The organism is Streptomyces flavofungini (assembly GCF_014650815.1).
In the GTDB taxonomy this organism is placed as follows: domain Bacteria; phylum Actinomycetota; class Actinomycetes; order Streptomycetales; family Streptomycetaceae; genus Streptomyces; species Streptomyces flavofungini.
The window spans coordinates 476,744-498,405 of sequence record NZ_BMVR01000003.1 but is presented as its reverse complement, the minus strand read 5'-3'; the positions used below and the strand labels follow the sequence as shown (position 1 = coordinate 498,405).

At 74.4% G+C, this 21,662-nt stretch carries 2 protein-coding genes (1 of these 2 cut by a window edge); both read right to left on the bottom strand.

The annotated features are described in order from the left end of the window. Window positions 1-6,954: the 5' portion of a non-ribosomal peptide synthetase gene (locus tag IE274_RS09400; RefSeq protein ID WP_190115152.1), read on the bottom strand. Its footprint begins 15,615 nt before the window's first position; 6,954 of the gene's 22,569 nt are visible here — the first part of the coding sequence; its start codon is at window positions 6,952-6,954; the stop codon falls past the left edge of the window. Beyond that, entirely contained in the window at window positions 6,951-21,647 is a 14,697-nt protein-coding gene (locus IE274_RS09395) for an SDR family NAD(P)-dependent oxidoreductase (protein WP_190115151.1), read from the bottom strand. The genes IE274_RS09400 and IE274_RS09395 overlap by 4 nt, the downstream gene beginning before the upstream one ends. Window positions 21,648-21,662: the final 15 nt, after the last annotated feature.

Below are 21,662 nucleotides of genomic sequence, written 5' to 3'. Positions count from 1 at the left end.
CACGCCGCCGTGCCGGTAGGTGCCGGTCGCTGGTTCGAGGGCGTCACCGGGCAGCAGCTCCTGGGAGAACCAGCGGCCGCCGCGCAGGGCCACCGTGGTGCCGGGCCGCACTCCGGTCAGGTGCCGCTCCTGCCCGAGCAGGCGGCCCACGGGTGCGCCGGAGTCGGCGTGCTCCAGGTCGACCAGGTCGATCGTCCAGCGCGTGTGCTCCTGGGCGAGGCTGCCGACGAGGCCGTGGACGCTCGCGTGCGTCGCGGCGACCCGGTCCTGGTCGCGGACGGCCTGGGTGCCGAACGTGTAGACGGACCAGGTGAGTTCGCGCGTGCCGTGACCGAGGGACAGCAGTGCCTTGACGAGCCGGAAGACCTCGACCGCGCCGCGCTCCTGGCCCCGGACCAGGTCGTCGGGGGCTTCGGCCGGGGCGACCCAGACGATCCGGTCGATGCGTCCGTCGGTTGCCGCGCAGGCGGTACGGATCCGTCCGGCGATGTCGTCGACCGGCGCTCCCTCGGGCAGGTCGACGACCTGGTGGCCGGGGTGCAGCGCGGTCAGTTCGGGGTGCAGCCTGCGCTCGCCGTCGAACACGAGCACCGCGCCCGCCGGATCCCGCGCTTCGAGGGCGGGCGTCTCGGCGGGGTGCCGCGGCTCCCACACCGGAAGGAGTGTGCGCAACTGCGAGACGCGGGCGTCCTGTTGGCGGTCCGGTGCGGTCAGGGCGCGGTAGGCGAGGCCGCGCAGCGCGGCGCAGACCCGGCCCGTCGTGTCGAGCAGGTCGATGTCGAGGACACGGCCCGCGCCGGCGGCGCGCTCCCCCGGCGCCGGGCGCACCCAGGCGTACATCGTCTCGCCGAACGGCGCGTGCGCGTCGAGTCGGTCGAGCGCGAAGGGCACCCGGGTCGGCCCGTCCGGGGCGGTCGCGGACCCCTCGGTGTCGAAGGCGGGGTCGAGGCCGAGCGAGGCATGGACGGCGGCGTCCAGGAAGCTCGGGTGGAGGGCGTAGTCGCCCGCCGTGTCGCGCAGGTGCGCGGGCAGGCGCAGCTCGGCGAGCACCTCGCGGCGGCCGTCACGCTCGCCCCGGTGCAGGACGTGGACGAGGCGGAAGCCGGGGCCGTAGGCGACGCCCGCGCGGGCGATGTGGGCGTAGACGTCCTCGCCGGGAAGGGGGCGCAGGCGCAGCTCGTCGCGGAGGCCGCCGAGGTCGACGGAGGGCGGCGGCGCGGCGGCTTCGGTGCTGGCGCGGCCCTGGACGCAGAGCTGGTCGCCGTCGGCGAGGAGGGCGAAGCCCAGCGGTCCGGGGTGGGCCGCGTCGCGCTCGCGGGTGAGCGTGAACTCCACCTGTCGGCCGCCGTCGCCGACGACGACGGGGCGCGCCCACGTCACGTTCTTCAGGACGGTGCGCCGCCCGGTCGCCTCGGGCAGGGCCTGCCGGACGGCAGCGCAGGCCATCTCCAGGCTGGCGACGGCGGGCAGCAGCTTCCTGCCGTCGACGACGTGGTCACGCAGGACGTACTCGTCGCCGGTGAAGGACGAGCGGTGGCGCTGACCGTCGAGCCGCGACACGTTCTCGTGCAGGAGCGGGTGCGCGGGGGTGCCCGGGATTCCGGACGGCAGCGGCGCGGGGGTCGCCTCCGTGCGGCTCCCGGCGGGGGCGCCGGCGCGTGACCGGCGTTCCGGATACGGGTGGGACACGGGGGCGAAGGCGTACCCCGGCAGGCTCACGCGCCGGGCGGACCACTGCCCGGGAAGCACGTTCCAGTCGGCTTCGGCGCCGCGCGCCCAGGCCTTCGCGGCCTTCTTCAGCTTGCCGTCGGCGAGCTTGCGGGCGAGCTGCGCGGCGCGCTTGCGGGCGGTGTCGCCGTCGGCGGTGGCGCAGCCCGCGGCGGGGCCGGTGAAGCGACGCGCGGAGTCGTCGCGGTCGGGGTGATCGACGAACTCGGCCAGCTCGGCGGCGAGTTGACGCAGGTCCCGGACCACGAAGGCCACCCGGCAGGCCATGGCGACGCGGCCCGTGCGCAGGGTGTGGGCGACGTCGTCGAGGCGCAGCGCGGCGGCGCGGGGGCCGGTCAGCTGCCGTCGCAGTGCGGCGGCGGCGCGGACGAGGTCGTCGCGCGTGCGGGCGGAGAGCGGCACCAGCTGCGGCGTGCTCTCCTCGTCCGGCCGCTCCTGCGCCGCTCGGGGCGGGACGTACTCCTCGAAGACCGCGTGGGCGTTGCTCCCGCCCAGACCGATGGAGCTCTGCGCGGCACGCCGCGGCTCGGCCTCCCTGGGCCAGTCCCGCAGTCGGTCCACGACGTGGAACGGCGAGGCGTCCAGGCGCAGTTGGGGGTTCGGCGTGCGGTAGTGCAGCGTCGGCGGGAGCTGCCCGTGGTAGAGGCTCAGGAGCACCTTGACGCAGCCCGCGAGTCCGGCCGCGGTGTCGAGGTGCCCGAGGTTGGTCTTCACCGAGCCGATGCCGCAGTAGCCGGTGTCGTCGGTGAAGGCGCGGTAGGCCTCGGTGAGGGCGGCGACCTCGACGGGGTCGCCGAGCTTGGTGCCGGTGCCGTGGGCCTCGACGTAGCCGATGGTGCGCGGGTCGACGCCGGTGCGGTCGAGGACCTGCCGGACCAGGCGGGTCTGGCCGTTGACGCTGGGGCTGTAGAAGCCGGTGGCGTCGCCGCCGTCGTTGTTCGTGGCGATGCCGCGCAGCAGCCCGTAGACGTGGTCGCCGTCGGCGACGGCGTCGGCCGCGCGCCGGATCAGCAGCGCCACCACGCCCTCGCCGCCCGCCATGCCGTCGGCGTCCGCGTCGAACGCCTTGACCCGGCCGTCCCCCGAGAGGTTGAGGCCCGCCTGATGGACGTAGCCGAGGCCGTCGACGCTGTTCGCCGAGGCCGCCGCCACCAGCGCGAAGTCCGTCTCGCCCGACTGCACGGCCCGGGCCGCGAGGGCGAGGGCGCTCAGCGAGGACGAGCAGTTGGAGTGCACGGACATGCTGGGCCCGCCGAAGCCGAGCTGGTACGACACCATCGAGGCGACGGTGCCGCTCTGGCTCATCACCCACGACAGGTACTGCCGGGGGTCCTCGATCACGGCGGCGGGCGTCTCACCGGAGTCGTCGGGCGCGCCGTAGTGGTGGTTGCCGGTGGCGACGTACACGCCGGTGCCGGGTATCGAGCGGTGGTCGCGGCCCGCGTCCTCGACGGCCTTCCAGGCGTGCAGCAGGACCTGGCGGAACTGCGGGTCCATCAGCTCGACGTGCTGCGGCGAAAGGCGGAAGAACGCGCCGTCGAACTCGTCCTTGCCGTCGAGCCCGGAGCGCAGCGGTACGAAGTCCGGGTCGCCCAGGACGTGTTCGGGCACACCGGCCGCGCGCAGCTCCGCCGCGCTCCAGCGTCCGGCGGACTCGTGGCCGCGCTTGAGGTTCTCCCAGAACTCCCAGTGGTCGCGGGCGCCGGAAAAGCGGCAGGAGATGCCGACGATGGCGACGGCGTCGTCGGGCACAGGCGTGGCCTCGGTCTCCGGCGCGGCCCTTTCGCCGGTGGTCACGTCGTCGGCCTGATCCACGGCAACGGCGTCGGCCTCAGCCTCGGCCACCTTCATGTCCACGTCAGACTGCTGTCCCCGCACATACGCGGCGACGTCCCGCACCGTCGCGTACTTGAACAGGTCCGCAGCCGCGAACGGCACGCCCAGGCGGCGGCCGATCAGGTCGGCGAGCACGACGGCGGACAGCGAGTTCCCACCGGACTCGAAGAAGGACACGCCCGCCGTCAAGTCCCTTACCTTCAGAACCTCCTGCCAGCAGGCGAGAACCTCCCGCTCGACGTCACGGGACGCCTGCGCAGGGGGCGAGGTGCGCGGCCTCGCGCCGCCCGTCGAGGTGCGCGCCTTCGTGGCCGCCGCAGTGCGCGGCGCCGCGGCCGGGGCGGCGGCCGCCGACACCTCCCGCCGCATCAGCTCGGCCCGGTCCACCTTGCCGCTCCCGGTCAGCGGAACGGCGGCGAGCGGCACGAAGAAGTCCGGGACCATGTAGGCGGGCAGCAGCGCCCGCAGATGGTCCTTGAACGCCTCGGCGCTCCCGGCCCCCCGCTCACGCGGCACGTAGTAGGCGACGAGCTGCTTGGCGCCGTCCTCGCCGCGCGCGACGACGGCGCACTCGGCGACGTCCTCGTGCAGGCCCAAGTGGTAGTCGATGTCGCCGAGTTCGATGCGGTAGCCGCGGATCTTCACCTGGAAGTCCTTGCGGCCCAGATAGTCGATCTCGCCGTCGTCGGTCCAGCGGGCGAGGTCGCCGGTGCGGTAGAGCTTGCCGCCGGGTACCAGGTCGTGGTCGATGAACTTCTCCGCGGTCAGGTCGGGCCGGTTGACGTAGCCCTTCGCCAGGCCCCTTCCGGCGATGCACAGCTCACCGGTCTCGCCGTGGGGCACCGGGCGCAGGCGTTCGTCGAGGAGGTGGACCTGGGTGTGCGCGACGGGCCTGCCGATGGTGGTCGGCCGGTCGTGCCGGACCCGTCCGCCCGTCGAGTACACCGTCGTCTCCGTGGGCCCGTACAGGTTCCAGGCCTCGGTCCCGGTGTCGCGGAAGAACTCCTTGAGGGTGCGGGGCAGCGCCTCGCCGCCGCAGAGGACGCGCAGGCCCTCGGGGTTGCGCCAGCCCGAGTGGAACAGCATGCTCCACGTCGCCGGGGTCGCCTGCATCACCGTGGGACGCACCCGCCCGACGCGCTCCTTGAGCCGGTCGACGTCCTTGATCGTCGGGCTGTCGCAGACGTAGACGCGGGCCCCGCACACCAGCGGCAGGAACAGTTCGACCTGCGCCATGTCGAAGCTGATGGTGGTGACGGCGAAGAGGGTGTCCGCCGCGTCCAGGCCGGGCTCGCGCCGCAGCGAGCCGAGGAGGTTGGTGAAGCCCCGGTGCGGGATCATCACGCCCTTGGGGCGGCCGGTGCTGCCGGAGGTGTAGATGACGTACGCCAGGTCGTCGCCGGTCACAGGGACGGCGACCGGGCCGGATTCGGCCGCCGCCGCGAGGGCGGCGCGCTCCTCGTCGAGGACCAGCAGCGCGGGCGCGGGGCCGTCGCCGGGCGCGGCCGCCAGGTCGCGGGCGCGGGCCTGGTGCCGGGCCCGGGTCACGATCAGCGGGCTGCGGCTGTCCGTCACGATGTCGGCGAGCCGGGCAGCGGGCAGCTCCGGGTCGAGCGGTACGTAGGCCGCGCCCGCCTTGAGGACGCCGAGCAGCGTCACGACCATCTCGACGGACCGGTCGAGCAGCACCGCGACCAGGTCGCCGCGCCGCACACCACGGGCCACGAGAAGTGTGGCGAGGGCGTCGCTGCGGGCGCCGAGCGCCTCGTACGTGAGGACCTCTTCCTGTCCGGCCACGGCGACCGCGTCCGGGGTGCGGCGCACGGCCTCCCCGACGAGGTCGTGCACGCACAACTCGCCCTCTGTCTGCCGCAGTTCGGCCAGGGTGGTGTGCGGGTCGTCGCACACGGCGGTCAGGACGCGCAGGAAGCGCGCCGCCAGCCCGTCGACGAAGGCGTGGCCGTACAGCTCGGGCTGGTACTTCCAGTACAGCGCGTAGCCCGCGCCGCTGCGCCACACCTCCAGCGACAGCTCGTACTCGCCCTCCTGGTGCAGTTCCTCGACGAGCCGGTAGGGCCGGTCGGGTGCGGTGAGGCCGTCGAGGACGTCCTGGTAGACGAACGCCGTCTGGAACACCGGGGAGCGTCCGGCCGGGGTGTCCTGCGCCAACTCCCGCACCAGCGCCGGGAAGGGGTGGCTGTGCATGAGGTCGTCGGCGACGTACCCCTGGGCGCGGGTGACGAGCCGGTCGAAGGGCTCGTCGGCGGGGAGCGCGACGCGCACCGGCACCATGTTGATCATCAGGCCCATGGTCCGGGCGAAGGCCTCGCCGTCGCGCTCGTTCACGGGCATCCCGACGACGAGTTCATCGGCGTCGGAGTACGTCGCGAGGGTGGCCGCGTACGCGGTGAGCATCGCCGTCGCCACGAAGGCGCGCCGACCGGCGGCGAACTCGGCGACGCGCGCGGCCAGTTCGGCGGGCACCTCGGTCACGAGGGTCTTCCCGGCGAAGCGGTCGGCGAGGGCCGTGTGGGGGCGGTCGGCGGGCAGCGCGAGGACGGGCAGGGGCGCGGCGAGGCGGCCTTGCCAGTACGGCAGCCGTGCGGCGGCGCGGTCGGCGAGGGTGCGCCGCTCCTCGGCCACGAAGTCATGGAAGCCCGCGGCCTCTTGGGCCTGCGGGGCGGGCGTCGCGCGCTCCTCGGCGGCGGCGCCGAGCAGCGCCTCGTACTCCTCGAAGAGCGTGCTCATCAGGAGGGTGGCCGAGGTGCCGTCGAAGACGATGTGGTGGACGACGAGCAGGACGAGCGACTCGCCCGCCGGGCGGTCGAAGACACGGACGCGGAACAGCCCTTCGCCGTCCCGCCCGGACGCCCCGCCCAGCGCGAACACCTGCTTGCCCGCGCGCTCGACGACGGCCAGGGCCTCGCCCTCGTCGGCGGTGCCGGTGAGGTCCACGCGGGCGAAGTCCGGCGTGCGGCGCGGGTCGACCGACTGCGACGGCGCGTCCGCCTCCTGGCGGATCACCGTGCTGAGCACGGGGTGCCGCACGAGCAGCGCCCGGCAGGCCGCCTCGAAGGCCGCCACGTCCAGGCCGGAGACGCGGAAGCACAGCGGCACGTTGTACGCGGCCAGGTCCGGGTACGCCCGCTGCAGTGCCCAGAGACCGCGCTGGCCCTCGGAGAGGGGGTAGGCACGCTCACCGGAGGCCGGGGCGGTGCGCTCCTCGGCGAGAGGGGCCGTGCGCTCCGCGGTGGCCGTCGGCCCCGGCGCGTCCTGCGGGTGCGACTCCTGCGCCTGGGCGCGCAGTTCACGCAGGAGGTCGCCGACCTCCCGGGCGTCGACCTTGCCCGCCCGGTAGTCCGCGATGAGGGCGCTGAGCTCGTGCTTCACTTCTCGTAACTCTCTTCGTCGAGGAGCGCGATGGCGTCGTCGAGGTGCAGGGCGCCGGTGCGCAGCAGCTCCAGCACGTCCAAGACGGCGGGGCTGGCGGGGTCGGCGCGGTCGGCCTCCGGGGCGGCGGGCGCGGGCGTTTCGGGGCGCGTCGCGACCAGCCGCGCGAGGCCCGCGGGCCAGCGGTCGGCGAGGTGCGCCGCGAGATCGGCGACGGTGCCGTACTCGAACAGCGCGCTGGGCACGAACCCGGGCGCGACCGTCGCCGCCAGGTCCCGGCTGAGCCCCACGGCGCCGAGCGAGGTCAGGCCGAGCTCGATCAGGCCCGCGTGCGGCCCGATCTCCCCCGCGGGCCGTCCCACGCGGGCGGCGACTAGCTGACGCAGGTAGCCGCGGGCCTTCTCCTCGGCGGGGAGGTCTCCCCGGTGGGCGGTCGCGGGCGGCTCGGCGCCGTCCGGAACGAAACGCCACCGCACCGCGTCGGGCGCCTTCCCCGTGGCGGGCCGCTCCCCCGTGGCGCGCGTGCCCCCGGCCGCGGGCAGGCGGCTCGACGACCCGGCACCCCGCTCGGGCGACGCCGTCACCCAGTGCCGCCGCCTGGCGAAGGGATATGTGGGCAGATGCACGCGCCGCGGCACCGCCGTGCCGTGCGTGCCGTGCGTGCCGTGCCAGTCGACCGCGTAGCCGCCGAGCCACAGCTCCGCGACCTTGTCCCACTTGCCCCGCGCCACCCAGCGGGCGACGAGGTCGGCGCGCACGTCGTCCTCGTCCAGGAGCCGCGCCTCCAGGGGCCGCTCGGCCACACGGCCGCGCCACACCCGCACCCCGGCGTCGGCCGTGCCGGTGCCGTGGGCCAGCGCCTCCAGGCCGTCCCGGACGTCGTCCAGGTCGTGCGCGAGGATCACCGCGCGCTCGGCCAGGGCGACCCGCCCGGTCTGCAGGGTGCCGGCCAGGGCGGCCGGGGCGAGCGCCGCGCCCTCCTTGGTCTCCAGGAAGCGCAGCAGCTTCTCGGCGTAGGCGCGCAGCCGTTCGCCGTCCGTCGCCGACAGCGGTACGAGCACAGGTCCCGTCGCGCCGTCGCGCAGGGCCTGGTCCGCCGCTGCCGGTGCTTCCTCCAGGACGATGTGGGCGTTGGTGCCGGTGGCGCCGAACGCGCTCACTCCGGCGCGGCGGGGCGTGCCGGGGCGGACGGCGTCGCCCGTCCACTCCTGGAGTTCCCTCTGGAGGCGGAACGGCGAGTCGTCGAGGTCGAGGTACGGGTTGGCCGTCCCGTCGCCCACGAGCGGTGTCAGCGTCCGGTGGTGCAGTTGGAGGACCGCCTTGGTGAGCCCGCTGATCCCGGCGGCCGCCTCGGCGTGGCCGATGGCCGACTTGACCGAGCCGAGGGCGCAGCATCCGGTGGCGTCCGTGTGCTGCTCGAACACCCGGCGCAGCGCCTGCACCTCGATCAGGTCACCGATCTCGGTGCCGGTGCCGTGCGCCTCGACGTAGCCGATCGTCGCCGGGTCGACCCCGGCCCGCCGCAGGCAGCCCTCGATCAGTTCCGCCTGCGCGGCGACGGACGGCACCCGGATGCCGGGGGTGCGCCCGGAGTGGTTGACCGCGGTGCCCTTGATGACGGCGTACACGGCGTCACCGTCGGCCAGGGCCCGGTCCAGCGGCTTCAGGACGACGGCGCCGACGCCCTCCGCCGACACGTACCCGTCGCCGCCCGCGCCGAAGGAACGCGCGGGCGCGTCGCTCGCCAGCAGGTCGAGCGTGCCGTACGTGCGGTACTTGGCCGGGTGCAGCGAAAGGTTCACGCCGCCCGCGAGGGCCGCGTCGCACTCGCCGCGCCGCAGGCTCTCCACCGCCAGGTGCACGGCGCTCAGCGACGACGCGCACACGGTGTCGACCGCGAGGGACGGGCCGCGGAAGTCGCAGAAGTGGGAGACGCGGTTGGCGACGGCCGCGGCGTTCAGGGCCAGCGGCGCGGACGCTCCGTCGCCGCCCGCCGCGTCGTGCTGGACCAGGACGTAGTCCTTGTGCATGACTCCGGCGAAGACGCCGACGGACCGGCGCGGTCCGGGTCCCTCGGCCCCGGACAGACCCGCGGGCGTGTACCCGGCGTCCTCGACCGCCTCCCAGCACACTTCGAGGAACAGCCGCTCCTGCGGGTCGAGTTGAGCCGCCTCGCCCTCCGGGACGTCGAAGAACTCCGCGTCGAAGCAGTCCGGGTCGTCGAGGAAGCCGCCCCAGCCGGACATCTCCCGTCCCGACGGGGTGCGCTCGCCCGCGAAGGTGGCACGCGGCCAGCGGCTCTCCGGCACCTCACCGACGCAGTCGCGCCCCGCCTTCAGGTTCTCCCAGAACTCGGCGATGCCGGGCGCCTTGGGGTAGCGGCCGCCGAGGCCGACGATGGCGATGTCGCCGGAGGGTCCGGCGGGGGCATGGGGCGGGGTGTCCGGCCGCGCGGGGGCGTCGGAGGCGCTGTGCACCTCGGATGCCTCGAATGCCTCGGACGCCAGGGACGGCACGGGCACGTCGAGCGGGTCGGGTGCGTCAGGCTCTCCCGAGCCCATGTCGCCGTCCCGCAGAGGCACTTCGGCCGCCACGACGGACGCGTGCTCGCGGGTCAGATGCGCGGCCAGCTCCGTCACCGTGGCGTGCTCGAACAGCACCGTCGGCGACAGCTTCGTGCCGAGCCGCTCCCCCAGCTCCACCGCGATCCGCAGCAGCGTCGCGGAGTCCAGGCCCAACGCGTAGTAGCTCTTGCCCGCGTCGACCTGGTCGGCGGGCAGGCCCAGCGGACCGGCGACCACGGCACGTACGAGCGCCTCGATCCCGTCGGCGGGCGCGGCCACGGACCCCGTCTCGGCACCGGACACGGACACGGGCAGCGGCGCTGCGGCCCGCGCGGAAACGGCGGCCCGTGCGGGATCGGCGGCCCGTGCCGGATCCGCGGCCCGTGCCGGATCGATGTGCCCGGCATCGCGCACCGCCTTGGTCGTGAGCCCTGTCAGCTCGCCGACCTGCCGTCCGCGTCCATCGAAGAACTCCATCCCGAAGGTGAGCAGTTCACCGCCGCGCGTGATCCCGGCGCGCGCCACCCGCGTGTAGCAGGCGCGGCCGAGGGTCTCCGTGGCCCGGAACGACGCGTAGTGCAGGGGCAGGAACAGGCGTGGCTCGCCGTCGAGGGCCACGGCGCTCGCGGCCACCGCGCTGGCGTCGATCAGCGCCGGGTGGAAGAGGTGCTCCGGCGCCCCGGCCGGGGCGGTGGACCCGTCGACGGCCACGCGCACCCAGATCGCGTCGGGCGTGGTGTGCACCGCGCCGACGGCCTTCATCGTGCCCGTGTGGACGAGTTCCCGGGAGCGGAAGCCGCGGTAGATCTCCCCGAGGTCACGCGTGCCGCTCCCGTCGGCGAAGCGCGGCGTGCCGAGGGCGTCGAGGACGTCGGCGGGAACCGTCGCGCCGAAGCGCGCGCCGTCGTCCGTCCGGTGCGCCTCGGCCGTCACGTACGGCTCCGCGCCCTGGTCGTCGCCGCGTTCCGCGTCGGTGACCGTGAGCCGCCAGGCGCCCGTGGCCGTGGGCCGCGCCTCGACGCGCAGGTCCACAGAGCTGTCGGCGGCCACGGCCAACGGCCGGTAGATGGACAGGTCGCGCAGGGTGAGCCCGGTGGCGGGCGCGTCCGGTGCGAGGTCGGCGCAGCAGCCGTACAGGAGGTCGATCCAGGCGAGTCCGGGCAGCAGGCGGCGGCCGTAGACGCGGTGGCCGTCCACGACGGCGTCGCGGGCGTCCAGGCGCCGCGTCCACACGCGCGGCTCGGTGGCGCCGACGGGTGCGTCGGTACGGACGGGATCGCCGGTGCGGACGACGGGGCCGCCGGAGCCGACCACGGGAACGCCCGTACGCACGTCACGCCGGTCGAGCTCCGGCAGCGGCACCGGACCACGACGTTCCGCACCCGGCGGGGGCGCCACGGGCCGGCGCAGGACGACGTGTCCGTTCGTGCCGCCGTCGGCGAAGCTGCTCACGGCCGCGTACTCCAGGTCGACCGGCTCGGCCCGCCGGGGCAGGGCCAGCACGGCGGGGTCGAGGGTGAAGTGCTCCATGGGCTGCGCACCCGAGCGGAACGGCACCGTCGACTGGTGGTGCACCATGAGCGCCACCTTGAGGAACGCGGCGATGCCCTCGGCGCACAGCGGGTGCCCGATGTTGGGCTTCATCGACCCGAGGCACAGCGGCTCGGTCCGCCCGGCCCCGTACACCGCCTCGACGGCCTTGAGCTCCAGCAGGTCGGTGAGTTCCGATCCGGAGCCGTTGACATCAAGGTGGCCGACCTGGTGCGGCGGGCATCCGGCCTGCCGCAGTGCCTCGCGCATCACCCGCTTCTGGGCGGCGAGGTTGGGTGTCGCGGGTCCGGCCGTGCGGCCGTCGTTGTTGAGGGCGACGCCCTCGACGACCGCGTACACCGTGTCGCCGTCGCGTTCGGCGTCGGCCAGCGGCTTGAGCAGGGCCACGCCCGCGCCCTCGCCGAGGACGACACCGCCCGCGCGCCGGTCGAAGATGTGGAACTCCCCGTCCTCGCGCAGCAGTCCGCGGCGCCGGAACAGCTCGTGCGCCTCGGGGTCGGCGAGCAGGCTGACGCCGGCGACCAGGGCCAGGTCGACCGATCCGGCGGCGAGCGCGTCGGTGGCGACCTTCAGCGCCGTCAGCGCGGACGAGCAGGCGGTGTCCATGACCATGGCGGGGCCGTGCCAGTTGAAGAACTGGGAGACGTTGGCCGCCAGGTAGTTCTGCCCCACCGTCATGATCGGGTTGCGGGCCGCGCCCACCAGCGCCCCGTCGGCCGCCGGGCGACTGCGGGCCCCCACGTACACACCGGTACGGGTGCCGTCGAGGTCCGCCGTCCGGTAGCCCGCGTGGTGCACGGCCTTCAGGCTCTCCTCCAGGAGGACCAGGGCCTGCGGGTCCATGGCGCGGACGTCCTCGGCGTGCAGCAGGAAGTGCCCGGCGTCGAAGCCGTACACGTCGTCGACGAGACCGGCGCGGAAGCCCGTCGCCCGCCCCCAGCGTTCGGCGGGTATCTCGCGCACGGCGCTGCGCCCCTGGGACAGCAGCTCCCAGTAGGCGTCCAGGTCGGGAGCGCCGGGCAGACGGCAGGCCATGCCGATCACGGCGACGGCGGCGCCGCGACGGTCATCGGTACGGTCTGCGGGGACCGGCTCCGTCGTCGGCTCCGACTCCATCGTCTGCTTCAGCACCGGCGCCTGCGCCTGCTCCGGCTCCGGCGCCTGCTCCGACGCGGAGACGAACTGCGCGGCGATCTCGTCCGGATACGTGTCGAGGAGCCAGGTCACCAGCTCGCTCAGCGTCGGGTACTCAAGCAGCACCGACGGGTCCAGCGGCACGTCGAGGCGCTGCCGGATCCGCTGCAGGATCTGGGCGAGCAGGATGGAGTCGGCGCCGTAGTCCGCGTACGAGGTGTCGTCGTCCAACTGCCCCGGCTTGAGGCCGAGTTCGCCGCTGAAGGTGGTGCCGAGGAAGGCGGTGAGGCGGGCCGCGAGGGTGTCGCTTGCGGGCGCGGCGTCCTGCTGGGCCATCGGGGCGGGTGCGGCGGTACGTGCCCGGGGCGCGGGGTCGGCGGGAGAGGCGTCCGGAGCGGGGACCGTGGGCCGTACGTCGAGCAGTGCGGCCGCGTCGAAGCGGTCCGGGTCGACGCGGACCGGCATGACCACGGGGCCGCGCGGGGCGGCGAGGACCTCGTCGAGCAGGGCGAGTCCCTCGGAGTCGGTGATGCTGAGCAGACCGGTGTCGGTGTACGCCCTGTTCGTGACCTCGCCGAAGCCGGTGTCCCGCCAGCTCGGCCACTGGACGCTGGTGACGGGCAGTTCGTGGGCGTGCGCCTGGGCGAAGTAGTCCATGAAGGCGTTGCCCATGGCGTAGTCGCTCTGTCCGGCGCCGAGTGTCGGCAGGGCCGCGGAGACCGAGGAGAACAGGACGGCGAAGCGCAGGGTGCGGGCGTCCAGGGCCGTGAGCAGGTTCACGGTGCCGTCGATCTTCGGTGAGACGACCCGGGACATGCCGGACAGGGGCTTGCGGACGAACGCCGGGTTCTCCGTGTCGACGAGTCCCGCCGCGTGCAGCACGCCCGCGATCGGCCCGAGCGTCGACTCGACGGTCGCGACGGCCGCGGCCACCGCGTCGGCGTCGTCCAGCGGCAGCGCGAGCACCCGCACCTCGACGCCCTGGGCCTCCAGCGCGGCGACCGCGTCGGTCTTCGCCCGCACCGGGGGCGGGCAGGCGTCGGGATCCGCCCACAGGTGGCGCGGCGGCAGGGCCTCACGGCCCGTCAGGACGAGACGTCGTACGCCGTGACGGTCGACGAAGTGCTGGGCGCACCGCAGGCCGATGCCACGGGTGCCACCGGTCACGAGGAGCACCTCGTCGGCGGCGAAGGGGACCGGGGCGGCCTCGGCGGGCCGACCGCGCCCGGCCGTGCCGGTCGAGGGCTCGGCGAGGACGGGCGTGAGCCGGGTGCCGTCGCGGTGGCAGACCTCCGGGGCGCCCCCGGCGTCCAGGAGTTCCCGGTGGACGGCGGCGGCGAGGTCGGCGGTGTCGCCGACGGCGGGGTCCAGGTCCAGGTGGCAGGAGCGGAGGTGCCGGTACTCGCTCTGGAGCAGCCGGTAGAGGGCGGCACGGGCGGCGCCGGTCAGCGGGACGCGACCCGCGAGGGGAGCACCGGTCCCGGCAGCCGTCCGGCCTTCGGAGGCCCGCACGCCTCGGGGGGCCGTCAGGCCGACCGGAGCCTCCAAGCCGCCGGGCGCCTCCAGGCCCTGGGTCACGAACAGCGCCCGGACGTCCCGCGACGCCTTGGCGTCGAGCACCTGTCGCAGCAGCGCGAGGGCGCGACCGGCGGTGCTGTGTTCCGTGATCCGGTCGATCCCCCCGGGCGCGGCGGCGTCGCCCAGGCCGGTGAGGTCGATCAGGGCCGCGCAGGACGCGGCACGCCGGGCGACGAGCCGGTCCGCCGCCGGGTCGGCCACGGCCACGAGCGTGGCGTCGTCGACCAGGTCGGCGATCGCCTCGGCGAGCCGTCGGGTGGCGCGGTCGTGCAGGAGGAGGGCGCCGGTGGGCCGAGGCCCCTCGGCGGCGGCCGTGGCCGGGCGCCACTGCTTGGTCAGGAAGAGGGTGCCGCGCGGCGCGGCCTCGGCCGCCGTGACCGTGGCGGCGGGGGCCGTCCGGACCACGGGCTCGGCCTGCGCCGCCGTCGGCACGGCCTCCGGTACCCAGTGCCGTTCCCGTGCGAACGGGTAGGTGGGCGCGCTGATCCTGCGCGGCGCGGTGACCGCCGCCGCGTGCAGGGCCTGCCAGTCGGGTGCGGCCCCGCGCGCCCACAGTTCGAGCAGCTCCACCAGCTTGCCGCGCCGCCCCAACGTGGCCACGGTCTCGGCGAGTTCCTCGGCGGGGACGATGGCCAGCCCCTTCCGGTCCCGCTTGGCGTTGCCCCGGCAGACGCCCTCGATCGAGGTGTCGCCCGCCAGTTGGCGTTCCAGCTTCTCGGCGAGCGCGGCGAAGGAGTCGGCGACGACGCCGAGCCGCTCGTCCATGGCCTCACGCCCGGTCTGCAGCGTGTACGCGAGGTCCGCCGGGGTCACGTCGGCAGCCGCTTCCTGTTCCCGGGCGTAGCGCAGCAGTTCCCGGGCGTAGGCGCGCAGCCGCTCGTCGTCCTTCGCGGAGAGCGGGAACAGCTGCGGGGTGCCGCCGGCCGGGGCCGGGCGGCGGTCGACGTGCTCGGCGACGATCAGGTGGGCGTTCGCGCCGCCCGCGCCGAACGAGGAGACTCCGGCGACGCGGGGGTGCGGGCGGCCGTCGACGACGGGCCGCTCCCAGTCGCGCAGTTCCTGGTTGACGACGAACGGGGTGCGGGAGAAGTCGATGTTCGGGTTGAGCGTCGACGAGTGCAGCGAGGGCGCGATCTGCCCGTGCTGGAGCTGGAGGAGGACCTTGGTGAGCCCGGCGATGCCCGCGGCGCTCTCGCAGTGGCCGATGTTGGACTTCGCCGAGCCGAGGTAGCAGCGCGGGTCCTGACCGGAGGCCCCCGTACCGCTCGTACCGTTCCCGCCCGCGGCGGAGGCCGCAGTGGCGAAGGCCTGGCTCAGACCGGTGATCTCGATGGGATCGCCGAGCTTCGTGCCGGTGCCGTGCGCCTCGACGTAGCCGATGGCCCTCGGGTCGACGCCGGACTCGCTCAACGCCTCCTGGATCGCGGCCTGTTGGGCGCGCGGGTTGGGCACGGTGTAGCCGTTGGTGCGACCGCCGTGGGAGACGCCGCTGCCCTTGATGACGCCGTAGACGTGGTCGCCGTCGCGTTCGGCGTCGCGCAGCGGCTTGAGCAGGACGACGCCGACGCCCTCACCCGGGATGTAGCCGTCGCCGCCGACGCCGAAGCTCTCGCAGTGGCCCTTGCCGGAGATGAACTGGCCCGCGCTGAGGCCCAGGTACTTGTTCGGGTGGACGGTCACGTTGACGCCGCCCGCGAAGGCCAGCTTCGTGCGGCCGCGGCGCAGGTCGCGGCAGGCCAGCTCCACGGCGGTGAGCGAGCTGGAGCACATGGTGTCCACGGTCATGCTGGGGCCGTGCAGGTTCAGGACGAAGGAGACACGGTTCGCCACGCTCGCGTAACTGCTGCCGAGGGCATGGGGGTTGCCGCGGCCCGCGCCCTCCCCCGAGAACAGCAGCTGGTACTGCCCCCACATCACCCCGGCGTACACGCCGACCTGCCCGGCGCCGCGCTCACCCGTGGCACGCCCGAGCCCCTCACGGGTGTACCCGGCGTCCTCCATCGCCGTCCAGGCGTGCTCAAGGAACAGCCGCTCCTGCGGGTCGAGGTAGTCGGCCTCGTGCGGCGCGATGTTGAAGAACAGCGGGTCGAAGCGGTCCACCTCGGCGATGAAGCCGCCCCACTTGCTGTAGTGCCGCCCGGGCACGGAGCGGTCCTGCTCGTAGTGCTCGCGCCAGTCCCAGCGGTCCTCGGGGATCTCGACGACGCAGTCGCGTCCGGCGCGCAGGTTGTCCCAGAACTCCCGTACGTCGCGCGCTTCGGGGTAGCGTCCGGACAGGCCGATGACGGCGATGTCCAGGGCGATGTCCTCGGCCGGGGCGACGTCGTGGCCTCGCGTCGCCGCGGCGGTGTCGCGGACGGCGTCGACGGCCTTCGCGCGCGTCGGCCGTGCCGCCGCCGCGGGTATTCGTTCCGGGACGACGTCCTTGAACATCCGCTCCAGGACCGGCCGGTGGCCGTCGAGGAAGTAGCCGCTGAGTTCGTCGACGGTGTGGTACTCGAACATCAACGTCTTCGGCAGCGACCCGAACGTCTTCTCAAGCCCGGCCGTCAGCTCGGTCGCGAGGATCGAGTCCATGCCGTACGAGCCGAGGGGTTCACAGTCGTCGATCTCGCCCGGCGGGAGCTGGGTGAGGCGGTACAGCTCCCCCTTGAGGAACTCCAGCGTCCGCGCGCGCAGCGCGCCCTCGTCCGGCAGGTCGTGCGGCTGCTCGGCCGCGACGTCCTGCGCCCGTGCGGCCTCCCCGTCCAGCAGCGTCCGCCCCGCCACCTGGTCCCCGGCCCACACGACGACATGCGGCTCGTCGGACGCCAGCGCGCGCCGGAACGCGTCGAGCCCGGCCTCCGTGGCCATCGGCAGCAGCCCGCCCCGCAGCCGCAGGGTCCGCCGCGTGGCCTCGTCCGCGCCCATGCCGCCGCTGTGCCACAGCGGCCACGCGACGGACAGCGTGCGCCCACCGCGCGCACCGGCGGCCACGCGGGCGGCGCGCTGTCGGGCGAACTCGTCGAGGAAGGCGTTGGCCACGGCGTAGTCGCCCTGGCCCACGTTGCCCGCAGCGCCCATCAGGGACGAGAACAGGACGAAGAAGTCCAGGTCGACGTCCTGGGTGGCCTCGTCGAGGGCACGGCAGCCATCGAGCTTGGGGGCGAGGACGCGGCGGAACTCGGCGACGGACTTGCGCTGGAGGAAGTTGTCGTGGACCACGCCCGCCGCGTGCAGCACGCCGTGCAGCGCCTGGTGACGTCGCGTCAGTCCGGCGACCAGGCGCGCGGTGGCGGCGGGGTCCGTGACGTCAAGGACGTGGTACTCGGGTCGCGCACCGGCAGCGCGCAGGGCACCCAGCTCCGCCTCGATCGCCGGGCTCAGCGGGGACCGGCCGGTGAGGCACAGCACGGCTCCGGGGGCACGGCGGGCGATGTGCCGGGCGAAGATCCGGCCCAGGCCACCGGCGCCGCCGGTGATGAGGTACACGCCGTCGGCCCGCCACGGCTCGGGGGCCGCCGGGGGCAGAGGGGCGGTCCCGTCCAGCTCCTCCCAGCCGAGCACCCTGCGGACCCCGCCGTCGTGGCTGATCCGCTGGTCGCCCGGACGGCGGCTCTCCGCCTCCAGGACGTCGGCGAGCTGCGCCGTGGACGCGTCGGGGGGCACCGCGACGAGCTGTCCGACGAGGGCGGGGTGCTCCAGGCGGGCGGTCCGGAGGAGGCCGGACAGGGCCTGGTGGAGGGCCTGTTCGCCGTCGATGTGCGTCAGGACCTGCAGCAGGACCGGCCCCGACGGCTTGCCGAGCAGCACCCCCCGCACGGCCCGCAGCAGCTCGACCGCGTGCGCGGCCACGGAGTCGGCGACCGTGGCGGCGGCCCCCTCGGCGACCTCCAGGACGGTCGCGCCCGGGACCAGTTCACGCAGCGCGTCGAGCCGGTCGTCGAACCCGCAGGCGAGCACGAGCCGCGCCGTGTGGGCACCCTCGCGGCCCGCCGCTTCCGCCGTCGCGTCCCCGGCAGCGGCCTCGCGCCATACGGGTCGGAACAGCGTCACGTCGTGCGTGGCCCCCGTCTCGGCGGGCTCCGTGGTCTTCCGCATGGAGTAGCCGCGCAGCTGCGCGAAGATCCTTCCCTGGGCGTCGCAGAGGTCGAGGTCCCACCGCTGTACGTGGCGCGAGGCGCTCGGCACCGCGCGGATCCACGCGTGGGCGCAGCGCGGGGTGGCCCCGTGGACGTCGATGCGGTCGAGGGCGAAGGGCAGGGCGGCACCACCCTGTTCGGCCGAGTGGAGCCGGTGCGCGAACGCCGCCTGCAGCGCGCCGTCGAGCACGCTGGGATGCAGTACGTAGTCGTCGAGGGTGTCCGCCACGTCGTCCGGCACGGCGAGCTCGGCGAGGACCTCGTCGGCACCGAGCCGGATGCCACGGAGCGCCCGGTGCGCGGGGCCGTAGTCGAGACCGGTCGTGCGGAGCGTGGCGTAGAAGTCGTCGATGTCGAGCGCCGCCGCGTCCGTGCGGGACGTGAGGGCGTCGAGGTCGAGGGGCCGGGGCGCGGTGGTCCGGTGGCGCGACGCCGCACCGCGCGCGTGGACGACGTCGGCCGTGCCGTCGGCGGCATCGGCGCGGATCTCGAAGGCGACGGAGCCGTCCGCCGCTTCCGTCACGACCGTCCGCACGGTCCGTGCCCCGTCGCGTACGACGACGGGCCGCGACCAGACCACGTTCTCCAGCCGCAGCACCTGGGCGGGGCCCGGCCCGTCCACGTCATCGGCGGCGGGCAGCACCCGGCTGACCGCTTCGCGCGCCATCTCCAGGGAGGCGACGGCGGGCAGCACGGGTTCACCCGCGACCCGGTGGTCGCGCAGGAAGGAGGCATCGGCGGTGAGGGTGGACGCGAAGCAGGTCTCTCCGTCGGCGTCCGGCGTCGTCGTCGCACGCTGGAGCAAGGGGTGTGCGGGCGCGGGTGCCGCACCGGACGACCCAGGCTCCACAGCTGCTGACCCCGGCTCCACGCCTGCCGACGCCGGCTCCGCCCCGGCCAGATCCGGCTCCGCCCCGTCCCGCGACCGGCCACCGGCCGCGTCATCGTCGATCCAGTAGTGATCCCGGTCGAAGGCATGCGTGGGCAGCGCGATCCGTCGCGGCGCCGTACCGCCCTCGTAGCGGTCCCGCCAGTCGATCCGGGCCCCGCGCACCCACCCGGCCAGCACCTCCACCGGTGCGGCGTCGGCGGCGACATCCGGCACGGCGTCCCGCCGGGCCCGCCCGCGCACCACGTCCGTCGAGCGGCTGTCGCCCGCCACGAACGCTTCGAGCAGCTCGGCGAGCGAGTCGACGCCCGTCGGCAACAGCCCCAGCCGCTCGGGCAGTTCCTCCCGGCCGACCTGCGTGGTGTACGCGATGTCCCGCAGGTCGGCGTCGCCGGGCCGCTCCCGGCGCAGGTGGTCGAGCAACCGCTGCGCCTGACGCACCAGCTGGGACTCGCTGCGGGCCGACAGGACGACCATCGGGCGCGCCGCCCCGGACGCGTCCGAGCCGGTGGCGGCCGGACGGCGGTCCCCCTCGTCCGCCGTCGGCACCACACCGGCTCCGGCGAACTCACCGACGATCACGTGGGCGTTGCTGCCCCCGGACCCGAAGCTGCTGATCCCCGCGAGCCGGCCGGGGCGTCCGTCGAGGTCCCAGTCGGACAGCCCGGTCACCACGGAGAACGGCGAGGCGTCCAGGTCGATGTGCGGGTTGGGGCGCGAGTAGTGCAGCGTGGCGGGCAGTTGCCGGTGCTGGAGGGCCAGGACGGTCTTCAGGAGTCCGGTGATGCCCGCGGCGGCTTCCAGGTGGCCCAGGTTCGTCTTCACCGAGCCGAGGGCGCAGGTCGCGTCGCTGTCGGCGAACGCCGTGGTGAGCCCTTGGACTTCGATGGGGTCGCCCAGCGCGGTGCCGGTGCCGTGCGCCTCGACGTAGCCGATGTCGCGCGCGCTCACGCCCGCGTCGGCGAGGGCCGCCTCGACGAGGCTCGCCTGCAGGGCGGCGCTGGGCACGGTCAGGCCGCCCGCCCGGCCGCCGTGGTTGGTGGCGCTGCCCTTGAGGACGGCGTGCACCGGGTCGCCGTCAGCGAGCGCGGCGGCGAGCGGCTTCAGGAGCAGGACGACGCCGCCCTCGGAGCGGACGTAGCCGTCGGCCGAGGCGTCGAACGTCTTGCACAGGCCGTCGGGCGCGAGCATGCCCGCCTGGTGGTAGGCGAGGGTGTCGGCCGGGTGACAGAGCACGTTGACGCCGCCGACCAGGGCCGTGTCGCAGTCCCCCGCCCGCAGCGCGCGCAGCGCCGAGTGCACGGCCACCAGCGAGCTGGAGCACGCCGTGTCCAGCTGCACGCTCGGGCCGCGCAGGTCGTAGAAGTACGAGACGCGGTTGGCGATGACGGCCATGGAGGTCGCCAAGCCGCTGTGGGCCCGCACGGGCAACTGCCGGGTGTCCATGAGCCGCTGGTAGTCCGAGCCGCTGGCGCCGACGAAGACGCCGGTCCGGGTACCCGCGACGGCGCTCGCCGCGTATCCGGCGTCCTCCAGGCAGGCCCAGGTCAGCTCCAGGAGCCAGCGCTGCTGCGGGTCCATGTGGCGCGCCTCGTACGGCGTGACGCGGAACAGCGCGGCCTCGAACGCCCCGGCGTCGGTGACGAATCCGCCGCGGTCGATGCCGGGGTGGCGGTCGGGTCCGGTGCCGTCGGGCCACTGCCAGCGGCCTTCCGGCAGCGATCCGATCGCGCTGCCGCCGGACGCGAGCAGCCGCCACAGGCCGGTGCGGTCCTCGATGCCGCCGGGCAGGCGGCAGGCCATGCCGATGATGGCCACGTCGCGGGTGGTGGCCGTGTCCTGGGAGGCGTCGGAGCCGTGCCGGGCCTCGGAGTCCGGGCGGGCCGGGGCGGTCGGGGGCGGGTCGGAGTGCCCGGACGTGCCGGAATTCACAGGCTCGGTGGCCTCGGGGGCCGGTGAGGCGTCCGGTGCTTGGCTGGTTTCGGCCGCCGCGACCCCACTGAGACCGGCCAGGTGGGAAATGATCTGCGTGCCGGTGTTGTGCTCGAAGAAGAAGAGGGGCGCGAGGGAAATGCCGTAGCCGGATTCGATCTTTTCTTGAAGATCCAAAAGGCCCGCTGAATCGAATCCCAGCTCGAACAGCGGGCTTTCAAGGGGGTGCTCGATTCCCTCGTAGTCACCCCCGAGTATCTCGTCGAAGAAATCCCGGATTTCCACGGAGAGTTGCCCTGCGGAAGGAATGGTGACGGGCGCGGAGGTTTCCTCCGTACGCTTCAGGAGACTCATCCGTACCTGACGGTCCGGCAGATCGTAGACGACGAGCACGCCGTTTCCCGCATTGACCAGATCACCGGGCCGATATCCCGGGACGAGGCCCTTGATCTCCGCGCCGTGGAGCTGGTGCATGCGCAGCACCGTGTCCAGGCAGCGCCCCTGCGCGTTGGTCGCGCGGACGTACTCGGCGAGCTCGAACCCGGGATGCCGCCGGACGTCACGGCACCGGGTCACGCCCACCGCGGTCCGCACGCCGGCCTGTTCCTCGGCCCACGTCAGAAGATGTTCCAGCAGCGTGTCGCCGAAACGGAAGCTCTGCTTCGACGGATCGACGTTCAGGGAAAGGACCTGGGCGACCGGGCCCTCGGGGTGGTGCAGCCGATCGGCGGTGTCGAACGAAACGGCGTAGAGGCCGTCCGGACTCTCGATGCGCTGGGAGTAGACGACGGCCTGGACAGCACCGTCGGACTCGACGACGAACTGGCCGACCGGATGTGAGAAGAGCCGCTGCCGGATGACTTCTTCGGAGATCCGCAAGGGCGCGGGCCAGCACAACTCCTCGAGTTCGAGAAGCCTGGGCATATCGGAGAGACGGGC